Genomic DNA, 11600 nt, shown 5'->3' on the forward strand with positions numbered 1-11600 from the left:
TTCAGAACCAGCGCCCTGTCGCCTGTGCGTGCAAAATGTGATCGCCAGCGGTCACTTGCGTTGCACAAACCACGCGCGCCGCCGCTGTCGCCGTCACCGCTCCGGCATCGGCCCACAGCTCTGGCGATGTGCATGAAACCGCCACCACCGGCGGCGCGGCAAAGGCTGCGGGAAAGCTCCAGTCGGCCAGTGTCGCGTCGCGGTGCAGCGCCCCCAGCGGCATGGTGACCACCGCCAGCGTTTCAGTGCGCGTGCAAATCTGGGTGCCATCGGCAAAGCGCACGTAATCGCCCGTCGCGGTGCTGCCGCGTTCGATCACCGCCCCCGTCGGGGTGCCCGCGTCCTCGCTGACCGTCCCCACCAGATTGGCCGTGGTAAAGACCGGCGACCACTCCGACCAGGTCAAGCCACTGTCCTAGGTCCACCGCAACCACATGAATGTCTGGTTGGCGGCAAAAACCAACTGGTTGATCCACTGGCTGGAATAACGCGCCACGATCACCACGCCGCCCGTGCCGCCGGGGCTGTCGGGATCGGTGCCGGGAAAGTTGAAGAACCCCGACGCCATCGCCGTGGCCAGTGTCACCGTGCTGGTCGGCCCGCTTTGGCCCAGTCCAAAGGCACCGGTGCCCATCAACCGCCCGGCCGTGGTGTCATGCACCCCCGATTGCACCGCCGTGCCCGAAATCGTGCCGTTGACCAGCAGCCCCTGGGGTATATGCGGCACGGCTGTCGCGGCATCGACACGCAAGGCTTCGGCCCAGGTGCTGCCGTCGGCGCTGACCTTGACCGAAAAATCGGCGCTGCCCGCCAGCCCCATTTCCGCGTGGCCGGTGAACCCCGACTGGAACACCAGGCTGGCGGTGTCGGTGTCCGTGGCCTTGTTGATCTTCAGCTGGTGGCCCGTGCCGTCATGGGTCAGCAGGGTCGCACCGGCGGCCACCGCCAGCCGGTTGGAGGCATCGGCAGAGGTGTTCAGCCCCAGCGTTTCGGCCTCGAGATCAGGGCCGCCGGTCAGCGTGTCCCAGCCCAGCATCGCGTCATAAACCACCGCCACGCCTTCACCGGTGAAAAAGGCCAGCCAGCCCGGCAGCGGCGCGACAAAGCTCCAGCCGCCCTCCTCGCGGATGGCCACGGCCCCCGCCTGTCCGACCCAATCGCCCGAGGCCCCTGCCCCCACGATATAACGCGCGCCCACCTCCGCAACGGGCGGGCTGTCCAGATCGCGGGGGATCACCGCCAACTGGGTGATACCGTCCAGAACCCGCAGTGCGGTGTTATGGGTCACGTGCTTTTGCGCCTGGTTCGGCTGGATATAGGGAAGGGACAGAACGGCAGAGACAGTGTCGGGCATGGCAGACCTCCAGGACAACAAGCGGGGCACCGCCGACGGGCGGCGGATCAGCTCGGCAAACTAGGGGGCAGAGTTAAAAAATTATGAAACACAGCGTACGGTGGGTGGCATGCCCCGGCCCCACGGCCTAGGTTGGGGCCACCTGATTATCGCCTGATAAGGACCTATCCCATGCCCCCCAAATTCGGCACCAGCGGCCTGCGCGGCCTTGTCACCGAGCTGACCCCCGATCTTGTCGCCTCTTACGTGCGGGCCTTTGTCGCCGCCTGCCCCCAGGGGTCTGCCGTGCACGTGGGCTGGGACCTGCGCCCCTCGTCACCCGCCATCGCCGAGGTGGTTCTGCAGACCGTGCAGGACTGCGGCCTGACCGCTGTGCGCTGCGGCACCGTGCCGACACCCGCACTGGCGCTGGCGGCGATGAACGCGGGCTGCGGCGCCGTGATGATCACCGGCAGCCACATCCCCGCCGACCGCAACGGGCTGAAATTCTACGTGCCCTCGGGCGAAGTGTCGAAAGAGGACGAAACCCAGATTCTGGCCGCCCTCGACGCCCTGCCCTCCCTGCCCGAACGCCAGGGCAAGCTTGAAGACCACCCCACCTGTGCCGCCGATTATGTGGCCCGCTACACCGCCGCGTTCGGTGATCAGGCGCTCGCGGGCATGCGCATCGGCGTCTACCAGCACAGTTCCGTGGCCCGCGACATCATGGTCGCCGTCGTGCAGGGCTGCGGCGGTACGCCCGTCCCGCTGGCCTGGTCTGACACGTTCATCCCCGTCGACACCGAAGCGGTCGACCCCGAAACCCGCAGCCAGCTGGCCGCTTGGTGCGCCGAACACGAGTTGGACGCGCTGATATCCACCGACGGCGACGCCGATCGCCCGATGCTGGCCGATGCCTCGGGCGCAATCGTGCCCGGTGACGTGCTGGGCCCGCTCACGGCGCGCGCTCTGGGGGCGGATGTGTTGTGCACGCCGGTGTCGTCCAATTCGATGATCGGGCAGATGGCGTGCTTTGCCACCATCAAGCGCACCCGCATCGGTTCGCCCTTCGTGATTGCCGCGATGGAGGACCTGCTGGACGAAAACGCAGACACCCGCGTCGCAGGCTACGAGGCCAACGGCGGGTTCCTGCTGGGCTTTGCCGCCGAGGCACCCGCCGGTCCGCTGGCGCCTCTGATGACCCGCGATTGCCTGCTGCCGGTGCTGGCACCGCTGGCCGCCGCCCGCGCCGCCGGACAGTCCATCGCAGAAGCTGCCGCGGCCCTGCCGCCCTGTTTCACCGCCGCCGACCGGCTGCAAGGCATCGAACAGGATCGCTCGGGGCCTTTCCTTGCGCAGTTGAAACAAGACGCCGCCGCGCGCGCCGCCTTTTTCGACAGCATGCCGGCCGAACAAGACACAGACCACACCGACGGGCTGCGCGTGACATTTGAAGGCGGCGCGGTGGTGCATCTGCGCCCCTCGGGCAACGCCCCCGAATTCCGCTGCTACACCGAGGCCGCCACCCCGCAGGCGGCACAGGACCTGCTGCACACCCATCTGGGTGCGCTGCGCAACCGCCTGGGGTGATGCACATGCGCTTGGCCCGACCGGATGCTGACCATGCTCCGGACGAGCCGATGTGTCTCTAACCTTGGGGTTCTCGCGCAAACGGTCCCGGCTGCGCCGCAGTATCTCGCACATTTGCGTCCTTTGCGAACCGGCACCATCTCGTCCCAAAAGGCGACGATGGCTTGATAGTTCAGAACCAACATCCACCCGCGCCGCCGCACTCTCAAGCTGCGTCAGGAACAAACTCTTGTCCGCATCCCGCTGCGTCGGCGTGCATGCCGCTGCCAGTAGATTACAGCGGTTGGTTTGTCGCGAGCAGCCGAATGTGGGCGATTATGATTTTTCGGGTAGTCACACTTTCTGATGCCTGCTCGCGCTACTGATTCAGTTTCCCAGACACGCATGAATCTTTCAATAGTTTACTTGTTCATTGCCGTAGTTACCTTGGTAATCATACCAATCCACAAAAACTGAACGATGATATACGTTGGGACAGTCCAACCCCCAAAGTTCAAGTCCCGAATGAACCTTGGGAAGCGCTGACGAGACCGTTGGTGCCCAAGAAAAACGCCCTTGGAAATCGTACGTCCCAACGAAGATCTTTGCTGTTCGGACACAGTCGCCGCTACGACCTGCGATCGATTGAGTGGCATATGCTACATTAAAGACGCGAATGGATCGGACAAAATCAAATGACGGACCACTGATATCAACGTCCACCCGGTTTTGCGCCTCAAGAGGTGCAAGGTTTCTTTGGGTCACCCCGTTCGAAAGTTCGCGAGGTCGCAGTTCAATAACTTCTCCCGGCATAGCAAACGACTGTGGCAGTACGGTTGGCCCTTCATCGAAAAGGGCTTCGACGAGAAAACTAGGATCTGTCCGGCCGCGCTTTGGAACGTGGGAGGCTCCCATAGGACAACGCCAGATCTGTAGCGGGGGCTCAATCGGCCAAGGTGTTATGCGTCGCATAAATTCTGCGCGGGCGCGCATGCAAGGTTCCGAAGCAGGCCATCCGCCCGACAAGCACAAAAGAATTGCGCAATCGATAGCATACGATTGGGCTTGAGCGCGAGTCGGCACCCCAATGAGCGACAAAGCCACCGCGAAAATCAGCGAGAAAACTGCTGCTTTCAGTGCGTGTACCATTACATTTTCCTTAATGCTTTATGGATAGCCGACTTCGCCCTACTGGGTCAGACTCGCAAATATCCAGTTGTTTGATCGCAGACACCGAACCAGGGTTCATTCAATTGACGGCAAGGTTTCCAAGAACTCGATCGTCCTTTTGCCCATTGTTTTAGCCGCTGCAGGAAGCATCTCTGCCGTCAGCAGGGGATCAATAAAATAGGCACGTTGGTCTTCACTGATCCAAAGGATTGATAGAACTTTGGATTCCCAGAGATAGACCCAACCGACTACGCTCTTGCCATCCTGCTGCAGTAGCTTGGCGATTGGCCTGGCTTCGTTAGTGTGTCGAGTTGCGGGCCACTCAGGCTCGCAGTCGCGCCCATTTATAGTTGTCACGTGCATTTTCCTTCTTCCGTTCGGGGAAATGAAATTGCGCACAGCTTGCCAACTCAAAGTCCGGCTCCGCCAAGGCTGTTTTAACTTCCCTCTGTGGTTGTATATTTGTAGAAGGCAGTTGCACGTTCCGAGACGAAGCGTGACGAAGCCAAACGAAGAAGGATTCCGCAAGCCCTTGATTAAGAATGGTAAGTTTTTTGTCCCCCCACAAGGAAGCCATGGTGATTTGAAACAGTTGTTCAGCCGGCTTGCCGCAACAGGTGCGGGCCGACCTGTTGACAAAGAGGGTTTCCCAGCGGGCCCATGGACGCCTGAGCTCCTTGCAGACGCGATTGCTCAAATCGAGGCAAACCGCTCGGGGATAGATCTGCGGACGGTACAGCTTTGGTTTCAAGACAATAATAAAGGCATCAGCACGACCAACATTTGGTGGCTTGCGCGGATTTTCGGATGTGGTGACCCACAGGCAGCCAGCGAATGGCAAGCGGAGTTAAGTGCCGCGCAGTCGCTATTAATTGCAAAGAGGCGAAACAAGCGTAGGACACCGAAAAACGATGACCGTGCATCCCCTGCCCAAATACAACTTCCTAGCTTAGATCGCACGCCAGAGATATCAGGAGCAACGGCACAGGACGAGGAGGTCTCTAGGCCGCGGCATGGACTGGGTCTGGCAACGAGATCAGCAGCACTATTTAGCCAAAGGAATCACTTGAACCTACCTATTATGGTCTTTGCAGGTGCAGTTGGTCTCGGATTTCTGGCATTTATTATGGATGTTCACAGCGTAAATTATAGCCCAACAGGTAGGTCGGTTCGGCAGGTTGGCTTCCTTTGGGCACCAAATTGGACACTCCTCTTTCTTTTGGCTTTACCGCTGTATTTATTGTTCGTAGTTGATCTGCTGGTCTTCTGGGAGCAGACCGGACGCTTAAAGCTCGGCACACAAGGGAAGGAAGAGAGTAGGAAAAATTGGGCGATCAGGATTAATTCATTTTCGCCTTCTTATTGGGCGATTTTTCTCATGTGCTTGCCTGTTGCGGGGCTTTTACAATGGATCGACCGATGTTTGGGCCCGCTGCTGACAGGCGATCTTGGGAACTATGCCGTGGAATGGGCTCGCTTGGCGATCGTACGCCCCGACATCATTTCGGTGGCCGAAGCGATTGTGTTCACCGGACTCGCATACTTATATATGGGACTGTGCTTCTTTCTTTTCTTCGCAGGCCTCATCCTGCTTTGCACCCTGGCATATGATTTTTGCGAATTGGCACGCCAGACTACGGATTGGTCGAACCGCGCCAGCCATTGCGATATACATGAAATCGGCCGCAAGATCATGAGAGGGATTTTTCGCAGCGCGGTCTTAGGGCTATTGATCGCTATATGCATGAAACTGCAAAGCACCTTTATGCTTTCGGGCGAGCGGACGATCGTAAGTTGGTTGATCAACGATTTTCTTTCGATCATCGGGACGCATGGCGGAGTCGCCGACAGATTGAACTATAGCATGCCAACAAATTATAGCAGCTTGCTTGTAGTCATAGCGACCTGGGCTGTATTCCTGTACGGTACTGCTCGAATACATACGACCCTTGTAGGGAACACCGCTGCAGTTTCCGTCGACAAGGAGCAGCCAAATCACCAGAATTTTAGCTGTAAATCATACGACACGCTGTCGTGGGCTAGACCGACAGCAGTCATGAGTCTGCTTACAGCGAGCTATCTGCTCATCGGTGTTTTCCAAGGTTTTTCGGGTTTGCTGACGATTGTCTTGCTGCTTGCAATTTACAGCCTGGTTGACCCGGCACTTAGGAGCCGTCGCGGGTGCTAGGAGGAAGCTTATATGTATCACTCTTGGCTTGATCGTTGGGATGAAAAACGAGCGCAACGCGGCGACGCAGTCAAACGCGTTACAAATTTCTCTCTGGGTACAGAACTTGCGTTTCCCGAGGCAAAGTCAGCAACAAGTATCCAAGACTTTTGCGCACTTGCTAACCAAGCTATCGAAGACCCTGCTTTTTTCGAAGCACCTGAATTACTTGCTAGTGGCTTCAAAAAAGAAGGCGGTTCGATCAGGTTCCGATCGGGGATTTCGACTGGATCCGAAGAAAACAACACTGCCTACGCGAAAATAACCGAGGGCGGCTCTACGAGCCAAGTGCTCGTGGTTTTTCATCATTGGAACGCCGACAAACCCAATCACCAGTTGGCACGTTACTTTGCGCGGCGCGGCATCACGGTTGTCGAGATGGCCTTGCCTTATCATTTTGAGAGGAGCCGTTTGGGATCGTCGTATGCGGATTACATGCTCAGTCCAAATCTTGGTCGAACAATCCAATCGGTTAGACAAGCCGTATTGGATGCGAAACTGTTGATCAGCTGGTTAAAGCGCGAAGGCTATGAAGAGATTTCACTTCTAGGCATGAGTCTAGGGTCTTGGGTGGCAGGATTGGTCGCAGCTCATGACGCAAGGGTGTTGAAGGCAGCACTGTTTCTGACTGCGGGGAGTCTCGCAGATATGGTTTGGTCAGGACGCGCAACGCGGGCGATTAGTGAGAGCCTCGCGCCCGCGATAACTTTGGGCGACCTCAATAGGGCTTGGGGTCCACTTAACCTCGAGAACTACAAGAAAGGACTGGCACGGCATGATCTCGCGCTTCAAATTGTATTGGCAAATAGAGACACCGTTGTGTTGCCTCAGTTATCAAAGCGGTTTGTAGGACAACTAAAAAATGCCGGGGCCAGGCCAGATGTAGTGGAATTGAACTGTGGTCATTATTCGCTCGCGATGCCGCCCAACCTTGTCTTTGCTGGTTTGAACTTGCAACGTCTTCTTAGCCATAACTTCAAACCGATGCGTTAGGCTGGCGGCTTTCCTGACCACCAGCAGACGACACTTCAGGGCACTCAAAGACAATCTCAAAAACCCTGCTAATCGGAGGCCGGTCAAGGAGCAAAGCCTCATAGCAAAGTTCACTCGTCCAGCAGTCCCAGAAATCGCCCATATTCCTCGCTGACCTCCCTCGCCTCCTCAAATGCCCGTGACCGTTCCTGATCCAGGCAACGGAAATGCCTTTGGATATCCTGAACGTAACCTTCAAAATCACTTCGTATGATGTTTGCGTATTCTCGCGCGGCTCGGAAATCGCCCGGTACGAACGGTCGTTGTGGTGCCAGACAGGTCTCGGCAACGGCACCGTGCGCGAGACACATGAACAAAATCAGAGTCCGTGCACCAGCGGCAATACGCGACGGTAGATTACCCAAACCCCATATCTCCTTGAACGATGTCATCACCCGTGGCTAAAAAGGTTCAACCAAAATACTGCCGCGACAGTAAAGATATACTATTGCGTTCATAAATATACTATCGCATGAATAGACTTCAAGCAACGAAGCCTATGCATACGTCTTTGTGAAGAAAGCGTGAGCCGGGCCATGAACTGGGACATCGAAGCACCAAATGTGGTTACGGAAGCCAGGTTCCGCGAGCTCGTGGAAAGCGGCTATAGCGCAGAAATTCTGTGCCAGGAGTCGGCACACAAAAAAGGACCCAGCTATTACGGGGTCTGGATCATGCGTGTGGTCTCTGACGACGGGGTGGAAAAGTTCCTCGTCACCGCCCGCACGCGGACGACCTACAACGATATCAAGATCCGCGAGTTCAAGACGATCTCCGGCGTGGTGTCTTTCTTCATTGGCCTTGGCTTTGCGCATGTCGACCTGCCGCTTGAAGCGGGGACAAGCCGCACGCATAAACTTGCGCCGTCAGACAAGGGCGCTGTCAACTAACCTTATCTGTCTCTGGCTGGTCACAACACCCGCCTCAGCGCAAATGGTCCTTGTCATGGAGAGCGACGGCTCTCTGACCCCATCCCGGTCACAGAGCGGTTTTGCCCGGAACTACAGCGACGGCGTTGGTCAGGGATCAGCGTCCGATGGTTTGGCCATCCTTGGCGAGACTGAAGCAGCACTCAAACCTGACGCGCTGAGGTTTGCAGCACTCGCCCAGCCAGCAGCCTTGCCCCACGCAGACGTTCTCTTGGGCATCGAGGCAACGGCCCTGCGCTATGCCGGCCATCCCGGCCTGCGCCGCGCGGGACTGTCCGTCACGAATTGGCTGGCTCTCTACCGGGCCAATATCGAGGTGGAAAGCGCCTACAGGCAGGATGCGGTCTCACACGCGGGCGCCATTGGCCTTGGCCAGCTGATGCCCGCCACTGCCCGTGATCTCGGCGTTGACCCGCGTGACCCCCAACAGAACCTCGACGGCTCTGCCCGTTACCTCGCGATGATGCTGGAAAGCTTCGGCGATCCGCATCTGGCGCTGGCGGCCTACAACGCGGGTCCGGACGCCGTGCGCCAACACGACGGCATTCCCCCTTACCGAGAAACCCAGAACCACGTGGCTCGCGTCATGGCTGTCGTGGCCCGATTGGAAGGATCAAATTCATGATGTCCCAACCTTTTTGGAAATCACTCCTCAAATCAATTATCGGCAATGTCACGAGAGCGCGCAGTGCGGCAGTGCATTGGCGATACCGCTTTTTCCAACCAAGTTGGGCTTCAGACCTCTTTGTCGCCTCGCTGGCGCTATTCTTGCTGATTGCTGAGCCCGCCCTCGCCCAGAGCATTGATCTCTCCCCGATCCAGAGCCTGTTACAGGGCATCGTCGATGCGCTGACCGGCCCACTTGGCGTTGTCATCGCGACGCTGGCCGTTCTCGGGGTCTTTCTCAGCTGGTTCTTCAACATCATCGATCTGCGCCAGGCGCTCTGGGTCCTCGTGGGCATCGCTGGTGTCGCGGCTGCCCCCACCATCGTTGCCGCGGTCTTTGCCGGTGGCTGAGCGCGCGCCTCTCTTTCTTGGACTCGTGCGCCCGTCGAAGCTTCTGGGCCTGCCCATCATGTACGCGATGGTCTGGCTCTTCGGATCGGTGCTCTTGTTCGTCTGGGTCCAGCACATCGCGGTGCTAGGTGTCGCCGCCCTGCTCTATCCGGTGCTGTGGAAGGCCGCGGATTGGGACCCGCGTTTCATCGACGTGATAATGACGGCGCTGCAGGAGACGCCACCCACGCGCAACAGGTCCATCCATGGCGGGGACAGCTATGCCCCGTGATGACGCCCGTGATGCTGCGCTCGATGCCCGCACGATGACGCCAGACTGGTATGCGCGCGAGACCCGCCTCGCGCATATGCTGCCCTATGTGAGCCTCGTCGACGACCAGACGGTACGCACCCGGGTAAACGAGCTCTTCCGGTGCATTCGGCTCGAGGGGATCAACAGCTACACGACCGATGATGCCTATCTCGACAAGGTGACAGCGCTTTTTGCCCGCATCATTGCGCAGCTTGGGCCAGAATTCAGCTATTACGTCCACAAGGTCTCCAAGGCGATCACACCGGATCTCGACCCGATCCGTGAGGACAGCTTCGCAGGCGAGGTTGACCGGCGCTGGCGCGCAAAACTCGAGACCAGCGGGCTCCGCGACAAGACGCTGACGCTCACTGTCATTCACCGCCCGCCCGCCAAAAGCCTCCTGCCGTTCCTGAGCCGCAGCGCGCCGGACCGACTGAAGGAGGAGACGCGCAAACGCCTGCAGCGCCTCGGTGAGGCCGTGAACGTCTTCCTCTCGGGGCTTACCGAGCTCAAGCCGCGCCTGCTGTCAGCCGGATCGGGAGAGTTGGTGGGGTTTCTGGGCGCGTTCAACACAGGAACCGAGCTGCCGCTCTACCCGGCAAACACCTACGGCTTTTTGTCCTTCAACGTCGCCAATACCCGCGTGACGTTTCACGGAGACCATTTCGAGCTCTCCGAAGGCGTGGTGGGGCATCGCTACGGCAAGAGTTTCACCATCGGGGAATACTCCGAGGCCACCTCCTGCACCATGTTTGACATGCTGAACCTACCGGTCGACATGATCGTGACGCACTCCTTCACGCCGATCAATTCGAACCTCATGGCGGGCCGCATCAAGCGGCAAAAGCGCCAGATGCAGGCGAGCCAGGACGCAGCCCTCTCGCTCCTGGAAGCCCTCGACATCGCCGCCGATGATCTCGAGGCCAAGCGCCAAAGCTTCGGCGAGCATCACATGGTCGTGACGCTCTTTTGCGACACGCTCGAAGAGCTGCAAACCCTCAGCGCCGAGATCGTGAATGCCGCCGCGACCGAAGGCGTGAAGATGATCGGCGAGCGGGTCGCGGCCAAGGCACATTATCTCAGCCAGCACCCCGGCAACCAGCCAAAGCGCGTCCGCGCCAGTGCTGTCACCAATCGCAACTTCGCGGATTTCGCGGCCTTCCACCGGACACAGCTCGGCAAACCCGCAGCGCAAACGCCCTGGGGCCGGGTCGTCACCTATTTGCCCACGCCGGAGCAGAGCGCCTACCGGTTTTCCTATCACGAGCAGGGCAGCCCGGACAAAGAACCGACAAGCGGCCATACCCTGATCATGGGACGGCCCGGGTCGGGCAAATCGGTGCTCTCGGCCTTCCTGATGACGCAAGCCCGTCGCGCAGGGGCGCGGATCTTCGTCTTCGATTACCGTCTTGGCATGGAGATGGCAGTCCGCGCCAATGGCGGGCGCTACGCCTCTCTGAACGCAGGCCAGCCCACGGGCCTCAACCCACTCTGGACCGAGACCGATGCGCGCGGCACCGCCTGGCTCTCGGACTGGCTTGCCACGCTTCTTTACCGCGCTGACAAGCCCCTGACCCCGGCACAAACCAACCGGATTCAGGAAGTTGTGCGCCAGAATGCGCAGGCCTCCAATCCGGCCCTGCGGAACTGGCGGGATTTCGCATCGCTTTTTGTGTCCACCGATGATGGCGGCGATCTGCACCAGCGCCTGCTCGAGTGGACCGAAGACGGCCGCTATGGCTGGATCTTCGGCCAGAGCCTCGAGGACACGTTCTCGCTCAAAGGCGATGTTGTGGGCTTCGATCTGACCGGCATTCTCGACAGCGAGGCCGACAAGGAACGGATGGCTGTCCTCTCCTATCTCTTCCGACGGGTCGAGCGCGAAATCGAGGACCGCCGCCCCACCATCATCGTGATCGACGAGGCCTGGAAGGCCCTCGACAACGCGTATTTCGCCGAGCGGCTGTCAAACTGGCTGGTGACCGCGCGCAAGCAGAACACGGTCGCGGTGATGATGACGCAATACGCGAG

13 protein-coding genes are annotated in these 11600 nt (G+C 59.0%); 8 read left to right on the forward strand and 5 right to left on the reverse strand.

What is annotated here, in order from left to right:
• Position 1: 1 nt before the first annotated feature.
• A complete protein-coding gene (locus tag BUC08_RS20525) occupies positions 2 to 406 on the reverse strand; it encodes a hypothetical protein (protein ID WP_051694651.1) in 405 nt (134 codons plus the stop codon).
• Between the two features lie 9 nt (positions 407 to 415).
• Positions 416 to 1354: a DUF2793 domain-containing protein gene (locus BUC08_RS20530; RefSeq protein ID WP_051694650.1), complete on the reverse strand. Its 939-nt coding sequence runs from the start codon at positions 1352 to 1354 to the stop codon at positions 416 to 418.
• Between the two features lie 171 nt (positions 1355 to 1525).
• Between BUC08_RS20530 and BUC08_RS20535 the strand changes: the two genes are divergently transcribed.
• Positions 1526 to 2923, forward strand: a complete 1398-nt coding sequence (locus BUC08_RS20535; protein WP_037930645.1) for a phosphomannomutase — start codon at positions 1526 to 1528, stop codon at positions 2921 to 2923.
• A 393-nt stretch (positions 2924 to 3316) separates the two neighbouring features.
• On the opposite strand, the gene BUC08_RS20540 is transcribed toward BUC08_RS20535, so the two are convergent.
• Entirely contained in the window at positions 3317 to 4051 is a 735-nt protein-coding gene (locus BUC08_RS20540; protein ID WP_073194447.1) for a hypothetical protein, read from the reverse strand.
• Between the two features lie 96 nt (positions 4052 to 4147).
• On the reverse strand, positions 4148 to 4429 hold the full coding sequence (locus BUC08_RS20545) for a hypothetical protein (protein ID WP_143186801.1): 282 nt from the start codon (positions 4427 to 4429) through the stop codon (positions 4148 to 4150).
• A 139-nt stretch (positions 4430 to 4568) separates the two neighbouring features.
• Between BUC08_RS20545 and BUC08_RS20550 the strand changes: the two genes are divergently transcribed.
• Both BUC08_RS20550 and BUC08_RS20555 read left to right on the forward strand, forming a co-directional pair.
• The gene (locus BUC08_RS20550; protein ID WP_200796224.1) at positions 4569 to 6260 is read left to right on the forward strand and encodes an RcgA family putative transporter; all 1692 of its coding nucleotides are present in this window, start codon (positions 4569 to 4571) and stop codon (positions 6258 to 6260) included.
• Positions 6261 to 6272: 12 nt separating this feature from the next.
• The gene (locus BUC08_RS20555) at positions 6273 to 7292 is read left to right on the forward strand and encodes an alpha/beta hydrolase family protein (protein WP_037930636.1); all 1020 of its coding nucleotides are present in this window, start codon (positions 6273 to 6275) and stop codon (positions 7290 to 7292) included.
• Positions 7293 to 7402: 110 nt separating this feature from the next.
• On the opposite strand, the gene BUC08_RS25045 is transcribed toward BUC08_RS20555, so the two are convergent.
• A complete protein-coding gene (locus BUC08_RS25045) occupies positions 7403 to 7642 on the reverse strand; it encodes a hypothetical protein (protein WP_073194457.1) in 240 nt (79 codons plus the stop codon).
• 225 nt (positions 7643 to 7867) lie between these two features.
• Here BUC08_RS25045 and BUC08_RS20565 point away from each other — a divergent pair, with 225 nt between their 5' ends.
• The 5 genes from BUC08_RS20565 to BUC08_RS20585 form a co-directional block, all read left to right on the forward strand.
• Entirely contained in the window at positions 7868 to 8221 is a 354-nt protein-coding gene (locus BUC08_RS20565) for a hypothetical protein (RefSeq protein WP_037930632.1), read from the forward strand.
• 43 nt (positions 8222 to 8264) lie between these two features.
• Positions 8265 to 8885, forward strand: a complete 621-nt coding sequence (locus BUC08_RS20570) for a lytic transglycosylase domain-containing protein (RefSeq protein WP_037930629.1) — start codon at positions 8265 to 8267, stop codon at positions 8883 to 8885.
• A gap of 71 nt (positions 8886 to 8956) precedes the next feature.
• The gene (locus tag BUC08_RS20575) at positions 8957 to 9277 is read left to right on the forward strand and encodes a TrbC/VirB2 family protein (protein ID WP_051694659.1); all 321 of its coding nucleotides are present in this window, start codon (positions 8957 to 8959) and stop codon (positions 9275 to 9277) included.
• Positions 9270 to 9548: a VirB3 family type IV secretion system protein gene (locus BUC08_RS20580; RefSeq protein ID WP_037930626.1), complete on the forward strand. Its 279-nt coding sequence runs from the start codon at positions 9270 to 9272 to the stop codon at positions 9546 to 9548. The genes BUC08_RS20575 and BUC08_RS20580 overlap by 8 nt, the downstream gene beginning before the upstream one ends.
• The coding region (locus BUC08_RS20585) for a VirB4 family type IV secretion/conjugal transfer ATPase (RefSeq protein ID WP_073194450.1) at positions 9538 to 11600 on the forward strand (2063 nt) is incomplete at its 3' end. The genes BUC08_RS20580 and BUC08_RS20585, both read left to right, overlap by 11 nt.

It is taken from the genome of Pseudosulfitobacter pseudonitzschiae, from assembly GCF_900129395.1.
Lineage (GTDB): Bacteria > Pseudomonadota > Alphaproteobacteria > Rhodobacterales > Rhodobacteraceae > Pseudosulfitobacter > Pseudosulfitobacter pseudonitzschiae.

Bases quoted from the DNA above. Each gene is read 5' to 3' on its own strand.
- BUC08_RS20530 (WP_051694650.1), bottom strand. From the start codon at position 1,354: ATGCCCGACACTGTCTCTGCCGTTCTGTCCCTTCCCTATATCCAGCCG.
- BUC08_RS20535 (WP_037930645.1), top strand. From the start codon at position 1,526: ATGCCCCCCAAATTCGGCACCAGCGGCCTGCGCGGCCTTGTCACCGAG.
- BUC08_RS20540 (WP_073194447.1), bottom strand. From the start codon at position 4,051: ATGGTACACGCACTGAAAGCAGCAGTTTTCTCGCTGATTTTCGCGGTG.
- BUC08_RS20555 (WP_037930636.1), top strand. From the start codon at position 6,273: ATGTATCACTCTTGGCTTGATCGTTGGGATGAAAAACGAGCGCAACGC.
- BUC08_RS25045 (WP_073194457.1), bottom strand. From the start codon at position 7,642: ATGTGTCTCGCGCACGGTGCCGTTGCCGAGACCTGTCTGGCACCACAA.
- BUC08_RS20565 (WP_037930632.1), top strand. From the start codon at position 7,868: ATGAACTGGGACATCGAAGCACCAAATGTGGTTACGGAAGCCAGGTTC.
- BUC08_RS20570 (WP_037930629.1), top strand. From the start codon at position 8,265: ATGGTCCTTGTCATGGAGAGCGACGGCTCTCTGACCCCATCCCGGTCA.